We start from the raw sequence: 17092 nt of genomic DNA, 5'->3' as shown, positions 1-17092 counted from the left end.
CCGATGATCTGTTCTTCTGTGAAACGTTTCTTCATGTCCAATCTCCGTGTCATGGTGGATTGGACTCTAAAGTCACGTGCTACTCAATACCGGGGGGACGTCGAGAGAAGGATACTCTCGAATCCATGATGGATCCCGCAATCGAATCGGCGATCATCGGCTACGATAGGCGTAGCTTTGAATTCCCTCTGAAAGCAACTGGCATATCCTTCGCAGATTCAGTCGATCATCCAGCGCTACAACTTGCAGACCTGATCGCAGGCGCAACCATGTACTGGGCCTCGTGGTTAACCCGAGAGGGGAACGATGAATTTGCTGACTCACTTGAAGCGGCGGGCATTCGTCGCTTTGTATTCCAAACCGTTTGGCCATCGGAGGACGTAACGCCAGAAACATTGGGAACCACGGAAGTTGGCGGTATCAATGCTGTTGAGCACATGACAAATGCGCTTTCTGGTCTGAAATTTAGATGAGCCGAAGTAGTACTCATCACAAGGGTCAATGTAAGGCATTGATTTTGTTTGTCTTACGACTTAATTTTCACAAAGATCGCAAATTTTGTAGGTTTTTTTCGCGAAATCCGCACATTCTGCTCCCGGCGACATGTGCACGACGATGAAAAAACGCTTTGAAATCAAGGGCCGCGTTTTTCACATTCTCTGCAAACCTACAGTTGTCGGTACTTCCAAAGCCCGGCCTTTATGGCCGGGCTTTGTCTTGAGCGCGCGCCGCGGTGGCCGGAAGGACAGGTGGGGTGGAGAAAGCCGGCGCCTCGACTACTGTGAAGTGTGGTCGGTTTTCCTTGAGCTGAGCACTGTGTGAAGTGATGCATGCTCCCTTGTCCCCGCTGTCCCCGCGCAGCGGGGATTTCTTTTTTTCCGGGCCATGCTATGTGGCTGCAGAGCCGGTTGCCGGCGGCTATGCTTTTTATTGAAGCGGTGGCGGACGGAGGGGAACACCGCCAGTAAAACCGTTGCCTTCGCAACGGTTTTGCTTGCAAATTTCTAGCAATCTGGCATCAATTGGCGGTATGACCTTATGCCTCGCCAGGCTGTCTGTCGGGAGGAGTGGCATTCGCCAGCGCCTGTCGCGACATAAGGGTTTGAGTTGACTGGATAAAGTTTTCTGACCCCGGCGGTGGGGGAGAGCGATATGGATAATTCCGAGGCCAAACTCAAACTGAGCCACAACAAGATACGTGGTATGCGCATACGTACTCTGCTGATCATTTTCCTGCTGCTGCTCCTGGCGGCCGCCGCGGTGGTGGCGGTGGACGAAATGCGCAGTTCGCGCTGGCAGGCGCGTTATTTCACCGATATTGCCGGCCAGGCGCGCTACCGCTTGCAGCCTGGTCCCAGCAAGGCAATACGCTTTCCCCAGCAGGGCGGGCCATATGACCAGCGCCTGGGTTATGCCGGCATGCCGGGCTATCTGCAGCGCCTGGCTGCCCGTCATTACCAGATCACGGCCCAGGCCAGCTGGTCGCAGGGCATGCTGGATCTGGCCGACAACGGCGTGACTTCGCCCTTGCTGCCGCTGGGGCTGTTTGTGCCTTATCGCGAGAAAGATCAGGGCGGCCTGCAGATACACGACGGCTTTGGCCAGTCGCTGTACCAGACGCAGTACCCGCAGCGGGTATATGCCGACTACGGCAAGCTGCCGCCGCTGCTGATCTCCGCGCTGCTGTATATCGAGAACAAGAGCCTGCTGGACGATGCCACCCCGTCGCGCAACCCGGCGGTGGAGTGGGAGCGGCTGAGCAAGGCGCTGGCTGACAAGGCGGTGCATCTGCTCAGCTCCGGCTACCGCACGCCAGGGGCCAGCACGCTGGCGACCCAGATCGAAAAATACCGCCACTCTCCCGGCGGTCGCACCGACTCGGAGAAGGAAAAGCTGCGCCAGATGCTGTCGGCGTCGGTGCGCGCCTACCTGCACGGCCAGGACACCATGAGCTCGCGCCGGCAGCTGGTGCTGGCCTATCTCAACACCGTGCCGCTGGCAGCCCGCGCCGGCTATGGCGAGGTCTCCGGTATTGGTGACGGCATGTGGGCCTGGTATGGCCGCAGCTTCGACGACATGAACCGGGTGCTGGATGCCGCCTCGCTGCCATCGCAGGCCGAACGCGCCACGGTGTTCAAGGAAGCGCTGAGCCTGATGATCTCGCAGCGCGCACCGTCCTATTACCTGAATGGCGACATGAAGGTACTGCAGGACATGACCGACTCCTACCTGCGGCTGATGGCGCGCGACAACGTGATCACGCCGCAGCTGCGCGATGCGGCGCTGCAGGTGTCGCTGCGCCAGCAGCGTGCCAAGGTAAAGCTGGCGGCATTGCCGCCGGTGCAGCAGAAGGGTGCCAACGCGGTACGCGTCAAGCTGGCCGGCATGCTGGGGGTTGGCCGCATGTATGACCTGGACCGTCTCGACCTCACCGCCAACAGCACGCTGGATTCGCGGCTGCAGCAGGAGGTCACCGCGCTGCTTGGCAAGCTGCGCGACCCGGCCTATGCGCGCGAGGCCCGGCTGCTGGATCAGAACCTGTTGCAGCAGGGCGCGCCGGAAGGGGTGACCTACAGCTTTACCCTGATCGAGCGCACCCCGGATGGCAACAAGGTACGGGTGCAGGCCGACAATTTCGACCAGCCGTTCGACATCAACGAAGGCGCCAAGCTGGATCTTGGTTCCACCGCCAAGTTGCGCACCCTGGTGAGCTATCTGCAGATCATCAGCGAGATGCACGATCGCTACGGCAAGCTGGATGGCGCGGCGCTGGCCAAGGTGAAGGCGTACGACAAGGAGCCGGTGCTGCGCCGCTGGGCGCTGGACTACCTGCGCCAGCAGCCGGGCAGCCCCCTGCCGGCCATGCTGGAGGCGGCTCTGGAGCGCCAGTATTCCGCCAGCCCGGGCGAAAGCTTCTTTACCGGCGGCGGCCTGCACAGCTTCAACAATTTCGACAAGAACGACGACGACCGCATTCTCACCGTGCGCGAGGCTACCCGCCGCTCGGTGAACCTGGTCTACGTCCGCATGATGCGCGACGTGGTGAACTACCACATGTACCCGCAGCCAGCGGGCGGCACGCCGCAGGACGAGGCGCGCCAGCGCATGGCCTACCTGCAGCGCTTTGCCGACCGGGAGGGGCGTACCTTCCTGGCCGGCTTCTACAGCAAGTACCGCAACAAGAGCAGCGAGCAGCGGCTGGAGCTGCTGATGGCGCGGGCGCACGGCAGCCCCAGGCGGCTGGCGGCCATCTACCGCAGCGTCAATCCGCAGGCCGGGCAGGACGAATTCGATACCTTCATCCGCCAGCAGTACCGTGGCAAACAGCCGGATGCGGCCAGCTTGCAGAGCCTGTACCAGCAGTTTGCGCCAGGCAGCTTCAGCCTGACCGACCAGGGCTATGTGGCGGGGGTGCACCCGCTGGAGCTGTGGCTGGTGGGCTATCTGCAGCAGAAGCCGGAGGCCGGCTGGAGCGAGTTGGTGGCCGCCAGCAGCCGCCAGCGGCAGGAGGTCTACCAATGGCTGTTCAACAGCCGCAACAGCGCCGGCCAGGCCTCGCGCATCCGCCAGATGCGCGAGATCGACGCCTTCGACCGCATCCTCAAGCAGTGGCGGCAGCTGGGCTACCCGTTTGACAGCATGGTGCCGTCCTACGCCAGTGCACTGGGAGCCTCCGCCGATCGGCCGGCGGCGCTGGCCGAGCTGATGGGCATTCTGGTGAATGACGGCAAGCGTCTGCCCACCATCTATCTGGACAAGCTGCACTTTGCCGCCGGCACCCCGTATGAGACCGTGCTGCAGCAGCGCGCCTCGCAGGGCGAGCAGGTGCTGCCGCCGGAGGTGCCGCAGGTAGTGCGCAAAGTGCTGGCGGAAGTAGTGGAGCAGGGCACCGCGCGGCGGGTGAACGGCGCCTTCGATCTGGCCGATGGCCGCCATATTGCCATCGGTGGCAAGACCGGTACCGGTGACAACCGCTACAAGACCTTTGCCAAGGGCGGCGCGCTGCTGACCGAGCGTGTGGTCAGCCGCTCAGGCGCCTTTGCCTTCTACATCGGCGACCGCTATTTCGGCACCCTGATTGCCTATGTGGCCGGCCCGCAGGCGGCCGACTACAAGTTCACCAGCGCACTGCCGGTACAGGTGCTGAAAGAGCTGTCGCCGGTGCTCAAGCGTCGCTTGCGGTTTGATGCTGCGCCGGCGGTCGCCACGCCGTCAACGTTGGCCGCGGCAACCCCTGGCAAGCCCGTGGCCAGCCCGCAGGCCAGTGCGCCACTGGCAGCCCGGCCGCAGGCCAGTGCACCAGCCGCCAGCCGGCCGCGTGCCAAGGCAAGCAGCAGTGCCGCCGCAGCCAGCCGCCCCCGCAGCAGCCAAGACGGCAATCGGGCCGCTAGCGCGCCGGCGCTGGATAAACCGGACAGCAAGCCTGCCGACAAACCGGCAGCCAGCCAGCCGCAGTCTGCCACGCCGGCCAGCGGTTAACGTTGGCCCGGCGGCTAGCTGCCGCCCAGCTCGGGCACGGCGTTGATGGCAATCGAGATGCGGCTGTCACTGCCGGCATGGGCTTCCACACCGTGTTCCAGCCAGTTGGGGAACACCAGCAGTTGGCCGGCTTCCGGCTGTATCGAGATCTCGCTGCCGGCATTGGGCCGCAGGCTGCCCTGCCATGGCGACAGCAGCGCGCCAGGCCGTGGGTCGCGGAACACGATGGGGCCGCTGCCGGCCGGCACCTTCAGGTAATAGCAGGCACTGAGCAGCGCACCGGCATGATTGTGGAAGGTGTTGTAGCCGCCGGCATCATGCACATTGGCCCAGCCATGCAGCTGGTAGCGGGGCAGGGGCGGGCCCATCTCGGCAAAGATATGGTCCAGCACCACCCGCACCGCCTGTTGCAGCGGCTGCATGGCCGGCAGCTGCAGCAGGGTCTGCGCACTGTTCCAGCCCATGCGGTTGGAGCGTCCCTCCGGCTGCGGCGTCTGCCGCCGCCAGTCTTCGATCATGCTTATCCACTGCGCGACATGTGGATTCAGCGCCGCCAGGCTTACGCTCCACACCCGGGTGGGAAACAGGTCCATGTGATTGAGATGCAGCTGGTTGGTATGCATTATTATTAAGTTTCTGTTGCTAATTAGAGGGTGTTATCCACTGTACTCGTATCTGCTGTCATTCTGTTTTTGGACAAAGATTTTGGCTTGAGGCAAGGATTGCAGGGTATTCTGGCGAGTGCGGAACAGAAAATTTTCGGCAATGTGTACGCTTGGTATTTTCAAGTCAACAATATGCAATCAAAATACGGCGACTTCCATGCGAAAGAGTACAACAATGACACAAGCACAGCGCACTTCTCATTTTTCCGCCAAGCGTAAACCGCTGGTGCAGGCAACAGCGGCGGCGTGCCTGCTGCTGGCGGCTACTGCTGCACAAGCAGCGCCATGCCCGAACAACGTGACGGCGAATGATTCCGTTGCCAAAACCTGGGGTAGCAGCTGCCCGTTCACCGTGACTTCCACCGGCGACCTGGATGTGACTGGCGTTGCGCTGACGATTGATTCCTCCAACGAGAACTCGACCTCGGTACAAGTGGCTGCGGGTGGCAGTATTGCCGGCAGTACCACCGCCATCTATGTAGATGATACGTCTGTTACATACAACACCCAGATCAGCAACAGCGGCACCATCATCGGCCAGAGCTACGCGGTAAACCGTGCCAACGGCCTTACCGGTCAGGAAGTCAACATCTACAACAGCGGTCAGCTGGTTGGCAACATCATGGCTACCGACCTGCGCAATCAGGATGGTGGTGTGGTCACCCTGAAGAGCAATGTAAACAGCAGCGATATCCGCAATACCGGCGGCAGTGCCATTGCCACCCTGACGGGTGAATATTGGCAGGAATCCGGCTCCACCCTGCGCGTGGCCATCGTGTCTACCAGCGGCGAGACGGACTACAGCTACCTGACCGCGGCTAACGTGGTGATTGATAGCGACAGCACGCTGGATGTGGATGTGAAAGCCAATAGCGGCCTGGCCGCCGGCAATTCGTTTGCCGTGGTGCGCAGCAGCGGCAGCTTTACCGGTAGCTACGACCACATCACCGACAACAGTGCGCTGTTCGACTTCACCTCGCGTACTGTCTCCAACTGGCTGTATATCGATGCAGTACGCGCCTCCTCGGTAGAACAGGCCGCGCGCGACAACAGCAACTTCCCCGGCGTGGGCGCCGCGCAGGTGTTCGATTCCGGCGCTAGCGGGCTGCAGGATGTGGTTGACCAGCTGAACCAGCTCGGCACCACCGCGGAAGTGTCCAATGCCGTATCGCAGACCCTGCCGCTGAACAACGGCGCTGCGGCCAACGCCACCATGGATGCGCTGTCCAGCGTGAGCCAGATCGTGCAGGCGCGCATCGAGGGCAGCAGCGGTCTGTCCACCGGCGATGCCGTGCTGAGCGACAACTACGTATGGGTGAAGCCGTTCGGCTCGCTGGCCCGCCAGGATGACCGCGATGGCATCAGCGGCTACGAGGCACGCAGCTATGGCCTGACACTGGGTGCCGATGGCGCCCTGTCGCCGAAAGTGCGCCTGGGCCTGGGCATGGCCTACGCCAACGTGGATATCGATGGCAATTCCAGCGTGGCACCGCAGGGCAGCCAGATCGACGTGTACCAGCTGATCGGCTACGGCAGCTACAGCCTGGACGAGCGCAGCAACCTCAGCGTGCAGCTGGACGTTGGCCAGGCGCGCAACCAGGGCCAGCGCCAGATCGCCTTCATGTCGCAGACTGCCAGCGCCGATTACGACAGCCTCACCGCACATGCCGGCATCGGCTATGCCCGCAATTACCCGCTGGGCGAGCAAAGCAACTTTACCGCCGGTGTGCGTGCCGATTACTCCTGGGTGAAGGACGAGGCCTACAGCGAAACCGGCGCCGGTGCGCTGAACCTGCAGGTACAGGGCCGTACCAGCGATGCGCTGGTGCTGGCAGTGGAAGGCAAGTACACCACCACCCTGCGCAGCGGCCTGCAACTGCAAGCCAACCTGGGCGTGGGTTACGACGCGCTGAGCGAGCGTGGCAGCGTGATGTCGGCGTTTGCCGGTGCGCCTACCGCAACCTTTGTTACCTACGGTGCCGACCCCAGCCCGTGGCAGCTGCGCGCCGGCCTGGGGCTGACGCACAAGACCGCCAGCGGTATGGAAGTTACCGGCCGTTACGATGCTGCCTACAAGGCTGATTTCCTGCAGCAGACGGTATCGGTGAAAGTGCGCTGGCCGTTCTAAGCGCAGCAGACACTGCGCTTGCCTAGCGGCAGTGCGGTGTCTCATGCCTGCAAGCAGAGCAAGCCCTTCCCTGGCGGGACGGGCTTGTTTACCTTTTACATGGCCGGCATTGCCAGCGCCATGCTTCCCTGCCCGAGCAGCCATGTCCTATCACATCCAGCGAACCCAGCCGCCGCATGCCGGCTTCCACCCGCAGTGGCGCCAGCCCTGGCAACTGCTGCAGCTGCGCAGCGGCCCGCTACCCGCCGGGGTGGACTGGCCGCTGCTGGATGCCTGGCTGCAAGACTGTTTTGGCCTGCCCACTGGTCTGCCGGCGGAGCCGCCCGCCAGCGATGCCGCCAGTCAGGCCGCCGCCTGGGGCGAGCGCGTGCTGCTGTTGGCCGCACAGTTGCTGCGCTTTGCCCGCGTGCCGGTGTTCAGCCACGGCGAGCTGCAAGAGCTGACACCCTTGGCGGATGGCTGGCAGCTGGCGCTGCGCGTACCGTGGGTGCCGGGTGCAGCTGACGAGTATTTTCTGCGCTGCTACCAGGCGGCGGCCATTGTGCTGGGCGGCTATGCGGCCAACCCCGGGCACTTTGCCGACCACCAGGCGCTGCAGCGGCAGCTGGAAGCCAGCGTGATCGGCCCGATCTGCCGCGCCATGGCCACCGACGATGGCAGCTTTGCCTTGCTGCAGGCCGCCCACCAGGCCGGCGTGCCGTGGCTGTGGCTGGGGGAGGGGGCATACCGGCTGGGCTGGGGGGCGCGGCGCGGCCACCTGCAACACGGCGGCGTAGATGGCGAGGCGATGAGCGGCATCCAGGTCAGCAGCCACAAGGCGGTAAGCCAGCGCTGGCTGCAGCAGGCCGGCCTGCCGGTGCCGCCGCAGCAGCTGGTGCGCAGCCAGGCCGAGGCCGAGGCTGCCTGGCAGGCGCTGGGCGGCATGGTGGCGGTCAAGCCGGCCAGTTGCGAGGGCGATGGCATCAGCCTGAACGTGGCCAGCAGCGAGGCGCTACAGGCAGCCTTTGCCCGCGCCGTGGCGCTGTCGCCGGAGGTGGTGCTTGAGACCATGCTGCCCGGAGATTGCCATCACGTGCAGATCGTGGCCGGCCGGGCGATGTTCGTCATCCGCCGGCAGGGGGCGGCGCTGCTGGTCGATGGCGTACACGACATTGCCCATTGCCTGGCGCAGGAAAACGCCCGTCGTGCCACCACCGTGCTGTGGCAACGGCTGCCGCCGCTGCCGGCCGATGCCGAGGCCGCCGCCTGCCTGGCCGCACAGGGCTGGCACTGGCACAGCGTGCCACCGGCCGGCCACGTGCTGTACCTGCGCCGGCTGGCCGACAACCGCCACGGCGCCTGGGAGCAGGATGTCAGCGCCGATGCGCATCCGGACAACCTGCTGCTGGCCGAGCAGGCCGCCAGCCGGCTGGGCTTGCTGCAGGCCGGGGTGGATATCCTGTCGCCCGACATCCGCCAGCCGTGGCATGCCAATGGCGCGGTAGTGCTGGAAGTGAACCACGCGCCGCAGCTTGGCTCCAGCATGCTGTATCGCCGCCATCTGCCGGCCATGGTGCAGGCGCTGTGGCCGCAGCAGGCGCGCATTGCGCTGGAAGTATTCGTGGGCGAGCAGCCCTTGCCGGCACTGCGCCAGCGCCAGGCCGAGTTGGCCGCACAGGGCGTAGCGGCGTTCATCTGCACCGCGGATGGCGCCTGGGACGCGCAGGGCAAAGCCTGGCCACAGGCCTGCAGCGACATGTTCACGCGGGTGCAGGCGCTGCTGGCCGAGCCCGCACCGGACGCGCTGTTGGTGGGGCTGAGCGACGATGCCTGGCTGCAGCAAGGCGTGCCGGTGGACCGCATCAGCCGGCTGCATGCGCTGCAAGCGGAGGCTCTCGCATGGCAGCCGCTGCTGAGCTTGCTGCGCCAGTACCTGCCAGCCGGGGAGGGCGCGATATGAGCACGATGAGCATCCATCACGCGGTGCCGCTGCGCCAGCCGGAGCAGCTATTGAACGTGGTTCTGGCGCCGTTACCGCCGGATGCCGATTGGCCGGCGGCAGCACAATGGTTGGCCGCATGGCTGCCGGCTGCCTCCTTGGCCACCACCCAGCCGGCAGACGAGCTTGCCGCCATGCAGCGGCTGGGCAGTGCGCTGTTGCAGGCCAGTGCCGGCCTGCTGCACGGCGCCGGTATCCCCTTGCCGGCAGCGGGGCGGTTGGCGGCTTGCCAGCCCGGCGCCGATGGCTGGCAGCTGGAGCTGGGCCTGGTATGGCCGCAGCTGCTGGATACCGCGCCGCTGCTGCAGGCGCTGCAGTGCTGCCTGCACTGGCTGCAGGCGATTCTGCGCCGTCAGCCTGGTGGCGATGTCTTGCCGGCCTTCTACCAGCAACTCGGTCAGCTGCTGCCGGAGTTGTTGCCACACGCCATTGCCGCACCATCGATGCTGGCGCTGCTGGATGCCGCCACGGCGGCCGGCATCCCGTGGCGGCACGAGGGCAATGCCATGTTCCGCCTGGGCTGGGGCAGTCAGGGGCGCGAATTCTTCACCAGCCGCTCGGATGGCGATTCGCCCATCGGCATCCGCGCCGCTGCGCACAAGCAGCAGGCCTGCCGGCTGTTGCAGCAGGCCGGGCTGCCCACTGCCAGCCAGCTGGCCGTGCACAACGCGGCGCAGGCTGAGGCGGCGGCACTCCAGCTGGGCTGGCCGCTGGTGGTGAAGCCGCACAACCGCGACCGTGGCGAGGGCGTCAGTACCGGCATCGACAATCCGCAGGCCTTGCAGCAGGCCGTGGCGCACGCCAGCCAGTACGGCTGGCCGGTGCTGCTGGAGCAGCAGGCACCGGGCGTGTGCCACCGCATCCTGGTGGTGTGCGGCGAGGTGATCTACGTGGTGCAGCGCCTGCCGGTGGCGGTGTGCGGCGATGGCGTGCATAGCGTGGCGGAGCTTATCCATGCGGCCAAGCTGCGCGAGCTGCAGTTGCCGCCGTGGCGGCGCGCGCCGCCGCTGCGCGCCGACGATGCCAGCCGGCAGCGGCTGGCCGAGCAGGGCATGCGGCTGGACAGTGTGCCGGCGGCCGGGCAGTGGCTGGAGTTGCGGCGTATCGAATCCAGCGCCGATGGCGGCCGCGACGTGGACATGGGCGCGAGCATCCACCCGGACAACCGCCAGCTGGCGCTGCGCGCCGCCGCGCTGTTCGGCCTGGAGCTGGCCGGAGTGGACATGATCAGCAGCGATATCAGTCAGCCGTGGTGGCAGAACGGCGCCATCGTCAACGAGGTAAACGCTGCACCGGCGCTGGGCGCCAGCCTGAGTTCGCGGCTGAGTATGCCGCGCCTGATGAGCCTGCTGTGGCCGCAACAGGGGCGCATGCCGCTGGAAATCTTCGTCGGCGGCGACGTAGCGTTGGCCGCAGCACGGCAGCGCCGCAGCGAGCTGGCCGCGCAGGGCACCGCCTGCCACTTGGCTACTGAGGAGCATGCCGAAGCGCCGGACGGCAGCCCGCTGCCGCTGGCCTGTGCAACCTTGTACCAGCGTTGCGCTGCGCTGCTGTGCCGGCGCGAGGTGGCCGGTTTGCTGGTGGTGATCAGTGCCGAACAATGGCCGCAGGCCGAGTGGCCGGCGGATAAGGCCGACCGCGTGCAGTTCTGCGGCTAGTGACCGCGCAATGACATTTGCTTGAAATGATGTTGGCCGCTGTTGCCGCTGCAGTTTTTGCCGCATATTGCGGCCAACCTTGTCTCGCTCTTGCGGAGTCTCCATGTCCACCAGCCTGAAACTGTCGGAACTCATCAGCTCGCTCAGCTACGCGCTGGATATCACCGAGGGGCAGCCGGAGGGGCATTGCATTCGCAGCTGCTGGATAGGCATGCACATCGGCGCCGCCATCGGGCTGGGCGAGCAGCAGCTGTGGGAGCTGTACTACGCCATCCTGCTGAAAGACCTGGGCTGCAGCAGCAATGCCTCGCGCATCTGCGAGCTGTATCTCACCGACGATCGCCAGTTCAAGCAGGACTTCAAGTTGGTGGGCGCCAGCCTGCCGCAGATGCTGGGCTTCGTGTTCAGCAACACCGGCACCCACGCCGGAGGTTGGCCGCAACGGGTGAAATCCATCCTCAATGTGCTGCGTCACGGCAAGGAGATGGCCGACGAGCTGATCAACACTCGCTGCCACCGTGGCGCCGATATTGCGCGCCAGCTGCGTTTCAATGAGCCGGTGGCGCGCGGCATCCAGTCGCTGGACGAGCACTGGGATGGCTCCGGCCGGCCGCTGGGGCTGCAGGGCGAGGCGATTCCGCTGAATGCCCGCATCGCGCTGCTGTCGCAGGTGCTGGACGTATTCCACATCACCCATGGCCGCCAGGCGGCGCTGGCCGAAGTGGCGGCGCGCGCCGGCGGCTGGTTCGACCCGGCGCTGGTACGGGTGGTGCAAAGTCTGCAGGATAACGAGCCGTTCTGGCGGCAACTGGAGGCCGACGATATCGACACGGCGGTGCTGGCGCTGGAGCCGGCCCGCTGCATGGTGCCGCTGGACGAGGACTACCTGGACGAAATCGCCGAGGGCTTTGGCCAGGTAGTGGATTCCAAGAGCCCGTTCACCGCCGGCCACAGCCAGCGCGTGGGGCATTACGCCGAGCGCATCGCCGCCGAACTGGGCATGGATGCGGTGCGCCGGCGCTGGCTGAAGCGCGGCGCGCTGCTGCACGACGTGGGCAAGCTGGGGGTGAGCAATACCATCCTCGACAAACCGGGGCGGCTGGATGGCGACGAGTGGGCTGCGGTGCAGCGCCATGCCGGCTACACCGAGGACATCCTGCGCCGTATCGCGCAGTTTGCCGAGCTGGCACAGGTGGCCGGCGCGCACCACGAAAAGCTGGACGGCAGCGGCTACCCGCGCGGCCTGCGCGCGGAGCAGATCGTGCTGGAAACCCGCATCATCACCACCGCCGACATCTTCGACGCCATCAATGCCGAGCGCCCATACCACCCGGCCACGCCGGTGGACAAGACGCTGGACATCATGCGCGCCCACCTGGGCTCTGCCATCGACCCGCACTGCTTTGCCGCGCTGGAAAGCGTGCTGCGCCAGGAGGGCGAGCTGGGCTGAGGCCAGCCTGCGCGGCGCGCTGTTTACGCGCCATTTACGCGGCGGGAACAACTCTCTACAACATATTTGCAGCAGCGGCACTATCGTGACGGCATGGACAGGGAGATGTCGACATGATCACGCCGCAAGCCATACCAGCCCACTCGCACTCGCCATGGCCGCGTTACGGCCTGGTGCTGCTGCTGTGCCTGCTGGTTACCGCGCTCACCGCGCCGTTCCGCGACACCCTGGAGCTCGCCAATGCGGTGATGCTGTTCCTGCTGGTGGTGTTCCTGGTGGCGCTGAAGCTGGGGCGCGGCCCGGCGGTGTTCGCCGCCTTTCTCGGCGTGGCGCTGTTCGATTTCTTCCTGGTGCCGCCGCATTTCACCTTTGCCGTCAGCGATGGCGTGTACCTGATTACCTTCGCGGTGATGCTGGCGGTGGGCCTGCTGACCACCCAGCTCACCACCAGCCTGCGCGATGAAAGCCGCCGCGTGCGCCAGCACGAGCACGAAACCCGCGAGCTGTACGAGCTGGCGCGCACCCTGACCGGCGCCAGCACCCTGCCGCAGGTAGAAGAGGCGGTAGCCACCTATGCCGCGCACCAGCGCTGCAGCGTGCGCTGTTTCTGGCTGCGCGATACCGCCGGGCTGGCGCAGTACCCGCTGGAGCTGGTGGAGCGCCACCTGCTGCAGATGTGCATCGACCGCCAGCAGCCGGTGCTGGGCGATGCCGAGGCTGGGCCGGTGCCGCTGTACCTGCCGCTGCAGGCGCCGATGGGCCTGCGCGGGGTGCTGGCGGTGTATCCGGCGGCGGCTGGGGTGGAGCTGCCGCAGCGGCAGGCACTGTTCGAGACCCTGGCTTCGCTGCTGGCCATCGCGGTGGAACGGCTGCACTACGTGGAAGTGGCACAACGCACCGAAATCGAGATCAACGACGAAAAGCTGCGCAGCTCCATCCTGTCGGCGCTGTCGCACGACCTGCGCACCCCGCTTGCCGCGCTGCTGGGCATGGCCGATGCGCTGGCTGCCAGCCCGCTGCCGCCGGCGGCGCAGGAGAGTGCGCGGCTGATCCGCGATCAGGCCGGCGCCATGCACCGGCTGATGAGCAATCTGCTGGACATGGCCCGGCTGCAGGCCGGCAAGCTGCAGTTGCGGCTGGAATGGCAGCTGCTGGAAGACGTGGTGGCCACCAGCCTGCAGCTGATGAAGCCGGCGCTGGCGGCGCACACGCTGCGGCTGGAGCTGGCGCCGGACATGCCGCTGCTGCGCTTTGACGCGGTGCTGCTGGAGCGGGTGCTGTGCAATCTCTTGGAAAACGCCGCCAAGTACGCGCCGGCCGGCAGCCGTATCACCGTGCGCACCTATGTGGCGGACGGGCAGGGCTGCCTGGCGGTAGTGGACCAGGGGCCGGGCATTGCCCCCGGCCAGGTGGAGCGGCTGTTTGCATTGTTCGAGCGCGGCGAGGCGGAATCCAGCACCCCCGGCGTGGGCCTGGGGCTGGGCATCAGCAAAGCGATTGCCGAAGCGCACGGCGGCAGCCTGAGCCTGGAAAGCGCGCCGCCGCAGGGCACCTGCGCCGTGCTGCGGCTGCCGCTGGGCACGCCGCCACAGATCATCACGGAGGACGACCATGACCGTGCCTGATGCCGGCATTTTGTTGATAGAAGACGAGCCGCATATCCGCCGCTTTGTGCGCGGCACGCTGGAAGAGCAGGGCTGGCGGGTGTTCGAGGCCGATTGCGGCCAACGCGGGCTGCTGGAAGCCGCCAGCCGCCAGCCGGAGTTGCTGATCGTGGACCTGGGCCTGCCGGATATCGATGGCGTGGCGCTGATCCGCGATTTTCGCCACTGGTCGGCGTCACCGGTGCTGGTGCTATCGGCGCGCAGCGACGAAGCCGACAAGATCGCGGCGCTGGATGCCGGCGCCGACGACTACCTCACCAAGCCGTTCGGCGTGGGCGAACTGCTGGCGCGGGTGCGGGCGCTGCGGCGCCGCCACGCCCGCCAGCAGGAGGCCACGCCGCTGATCCGCTTTGGCGAGGTGCAGGTGGATCTGGCGCGGCGCGAGGTGACACGTGCCGGCGAGCCGGTACACCTCACCCCGGTGGAGTACCAGCTGCTGTGCGCGCTGCTGCGCGACGCCGGCAAGGCGCTGACCCACCGCATGCTGATGCAGGCGGTGTGGGGGCCGGGCCATGCCGACAACAGTCATTACCTGCGCATCTACATGAGCCGGCTGCGGCAGAAGCTGGAGCAGGACCCGGCGCAGCCGGTGCATTTCATCACCCTGTCCGGGGTGGGCTACCGCTTCGATTACTGAATCACATGAGGTGCCTCGAAAACCCGGCTTTCTAAGCGAGACAAGGCGCGAACGAAAAATGTCGACGCCGCATATGTTTGATATGTAAGGAGACACAATCGTGAGCAACGCAGTATCGCAACGAAAGCGGGAGTTTTTCGCGGTGCCGAGGACTAGATCATGAGTTCCACACACCAATCCGGCCGCCTGGCCACGCTCTCGCTGGCCGCGCTGGGGGTGGTGTACGGCGATATCGGCACCAGCCCGCTGTACACCATGAAAGAAATCTTTGCCGGCACCCATCCGGTGCCGCTGAACCACGGCAACATCCTCGGCATCCTGTCGCTGGTGTTGTGGTCGCTGCTGGTGGTGGTGGCCTGCAAGTACGTCAGCATCATCATGCGCGCCGACAACAAGGGCGAGGGCGGCATCATGGCCTTGATGGCGCTGGTGCTGCACCACGCCATGAGCCGCCGCCAGGGGGCGCTGCTGATGCTGCTGGGGCTGTTCGGCGCCGCGCTGTTCTACGGCGACAGCATCATCACGCCGGCGATTTCGGTGCTGTCGGCGGTGGAGGGGCTGGGCATCGTCACGCCCACGCTCAACCGCTACATCCTGCCGCTATCGCTGCTGGTGCTGGTGCTGCTGTTCCTGATGCAGAAGCACGGCACCGGCAAGGTGGGCGCGCTGTTCGGCCCGGTAATGGTGCTGTGGTTCGCCGTGCTGGCCATGCTGGGCGTAAGCGAGATCATGCATAACCCGGCGGTGCTGGCGGCCATCAACCCGCTGTATGCGGTGGCGTTCTTTGCGGCCAACCCGGTGCTGGGTTTTCTGTCGCTGGGCGGCGCGGTACTGGCGCTGACCGGGGGCGAGGCGCTGTATGCCGACATGGGCCACTTTGGCCGCCGCCCGATCCAGCTGGCCTGGTTCGGCCTGGTACTGCCGGCGCTGGTGCTGAACTACTTTGGCCAGGGCGCGCTGCTACTGCGCGACCCGCAGGCCATTGCCAACCCGTTCTACCTGCTGGCGCCGGGCTGGGCGCTGCTGCCGATGGTGGCGCTGGCCACGCTGGCCACCGTCATCGCCTCGCAGGCGGTGATTTCCGGTGCCTACTCGATTACCCGCCAGGCAGTGCAGCTGGGCTACGTGCCGCGCATGGAAGTGCTGCACACCTCCAGCAAGGAAATCGGCCAGATCTACCTGCCGGCGGTGAACTGGGCGCTGCTGGTTGCGGTGGCGGCGCTGGTGGTGGGCTTTGGCTCCTCCGGCAAGCTGGCCGCCGCCTACGGCATCGCGGTAACCGGCACCATGGTGATCACCACCACGCTCACCTTCATCGTGGCAAGGCGGCAATGGCAGTGGAGCCCGCTCAAGTGCGCGCTGATCCTGGGGGGCCTGCTGCTGGTGGACATCGCCTACTTTGGCGCCAATGCCTTCAAGCTGCTGGATGGCGGCTGGTTCCCGCTGGCCATGGGCCTGCTGATCTTTACGGTAATGACCACCTGGAAGCGTGGCCGCCAGCTGGTGCACGATAAACTGGCGGCGGAAGGCATGCCGCTGCAGCAGTTCGTGGAGCTGATGGCGCCGGCGGTGCCACGGGTGCAGGGCACTGCCATCTTCATGACCTCGGACGCCAACAGCACGCCGCATGCGCTGTTGCACAGCATGAAACATTACAAGAGCCTGCACGAGCGGGTGGTGATCCTCACCGTGGACAGCGCCGATATTCCGCATATCGCGCCGGACGCGCGGGTGAAGGTGGCGGACCTGGGCGAAGCGTTCTACCGCGTGGAAGTGGTGTTCGGCTTCATGGACGAGCCGGACGTGCCGGCGGCACTGCAGGCCTGCGCCGTGCAGGGGCTGGAACTGGAAATGATGGACACCTCGTTCTTCCTGGGCCGCGAAACGCTGATTCCGAAAGTGGGTGCCGGCGTGATGAGTACCTGGCGCGAGAAGCTGTTCCTGGCCATGTTCCGCAATGCTGGTTCGGCGTCGTCCTACTTCAAGCTGCCGCCGAACCGGGTGGTGGAGCTGGGCTCGCAGCTGGCGCTGTAGGCAGCTGAAGGTGAGTCCGGTAACCCGGATAAGCCAACGGCGCATCCGGGGCTTGCGGCCAACGCTGCTTGCCACATCCCCGGATGCGCTGCGCTTATCCGGGCTACGGTTATGCCGCCGAACCGGGTGGTGGAGCTGGGCTCGCAGTTGGCGTTGTAGGCAGCCAGTTGGCCGTAAACGCAACGCCCACCGCAAGGTGGGCGTTTTGCATGGTGAGTCCTGTAGCCCGGATAAGCCAACGGCGCATCCGGGGCTTGCGGCCAACGCTGCTTGCTACATCCCCGGATGCGCTGCGCTTATCCGGGCTTGTATGTTCTGTCTGCGCACTTATGAAGTAGCGGATAAGGGCGCCGAGGTGGAGGGACGATCCGGGCTATCTGCCGTGTCAGCGGACAGACT

At 65.5% G+C, this 17092-nt stretch carries 10 protein-coding genes; 9 read left to right on the top strand and 1 reads right to left on the bottom strand.

Annotated features, from left to right (window positions below):
* Together ACFOKJ_RS12810 and ACFOKJ_RS12805 are read left to right on the top strand one after the other, a co-directional pair.
* Positions 1 to 473: DUF3800 domain-containing protein (locus ACFOKJ_RS12810; RefSeq protein ID WP_390280190.1), on the top strand; the 473-nt coding region annotated here is incomplete at its 5' end.
* A gap of 730 nt (positions 474 to 1203) precedes the next feature.
* Positions 1204 to 4479 (top strand): transglycosylase domain-containing protein, encoded by a 3276-nt coding sequence (locus ACFOKJ_RS12805; protein ID WP_390280188.1) that lies wholly within the window; start codon positions 1204 to 1206, stop codon positions 4477 to 4479.
* Positions 4480 to 4493: 14 nt separating this feature from the next.
* On the opposite strand, the gene ACFOKJ_RS12800 is transcribed toward ACFOKJ_RS12805, so the two are convergent.
* Positions 4494 to 5102: a TIGR02466 family protein gene (locus tag ACFOKJ_RS12800; protein WP_390280186.1), complete on the bottom strand. Its 609-nt coding sequence runs from the start codon at positions 5100 to 5102 to the stop codon at positions 4494 to 4496.
* Between the two features lie 217 nt (positions 5103 to 5319).
* Between ACFOKJ_RS12800 and ACFOKJ_RS12795 the strand changes: the two genes are divergently transcribed.
* From ACFOKJ_RS12795 to ACFOKJ_RS12765, 7 genes are all read left to right on the top strand, one after another.
* Complete coding sequence (locus tag ACFOKJ_RS12795; RefSeq protein WP_390280184.1) at positions 5320 to 7272, top strand: autotransporter family protein; 1953 nt, start codon at positions 5320 to 5322, stop codon at positions 7270 to 7272.
* A gap of 142 nt (positions 7273 to 7414) precedes the next feature.
* Positions 7415 to 9211, top strand: a complete 1797-nt coding sequence (locus ACFOKJ_RS12790) for a hypothetical protein (protein WP_390280182.1) — start codon at positions 7415 to 7417, stop codon at positions 9209 to 9211.
* The gene (locus ACFOKJ_RS12785; protein WP_390280180.1) at positions 9208 to 10908 is read left to right on the top strand and encodes a hypothetical protein; all 1701 of its coding nucleotides are present in this window, start codon (positions 9208 to 9210) and stop codon (positions 10906 to 10908) included. The genes ACFOKJ_RS12790 and ACFOKJ_RS12785 overlap by 4 nt, the downstream gene beginning before the upstream one ends.
* Before the next feature lie 103 nt (positions 10909 to 11011).
* Positions 11012 to 12358 (top strand): HD-GYP domain-containing protein, encoded by a 1347-nt coding sequence (locus tag ACFOKJ_RS12780; RefSeq protein WP_390280178.1) that lies wholly within the window; start codon positions 11012 to 11014, stop codon positions 12356 to 12358.
* Between the two features lie 113 nt (positions 12359 to 12471).
* The gene (locus ACFOKJ_RS12775) at positions 12472 to 13983 is read left to right on the top strand and encodes a DUF4118 domain-containing protein (RefSeq protein ID WP_390280176.1); all 1512 of its coding nucleotides are present in this window, start codon (positions 12472 to 12474) and stop codon (positions 13981 to 13983) included.
* On the top strand, positions 13970 to 14659 hold the full coding sequence (gene kdpE, locus ACFOKJ_RS12770) for a two-component system response regulator KdpE (protein ID WP_390280174.1): 690 nt from the start codon (positions 13970 to 13972) through the stop codon (positions 14657 to 14659). Before ACFOKJ_RS12775 ends, kdpE begins: the two co-directional genes overlap by 14 nt.
* A 159-nt stretch (positions 14660 to 14818) precedes the next feature.
* The gene (locus ACFOKJ_RS12765) at positions 14819 to 16693 is read left to right on the top strand and encodes a potassium transporter Kup (protein ID WP_390280172.1); all 1875 of its coding nucleotides are present in this window, start codon (positions 14819 to 14821) and stop codon (positions 16691 to 16693) included.
* The last annotated feature ends 399 nt before the right edge of the window (positions 16694 to 17092 follow it).

This window comes from Vogesella amnigena, assembly GCF_042648905.1.
Lineage (GTDB): Bacteria > Pseudomonadota > Gammaproteobacteria > Burkholderiales > Chromobacteriaceae > Vogesella > Vogesella amnigena.
This window is presented reverse-complemented; position numbering and strand designations above follow the sequence as displayed.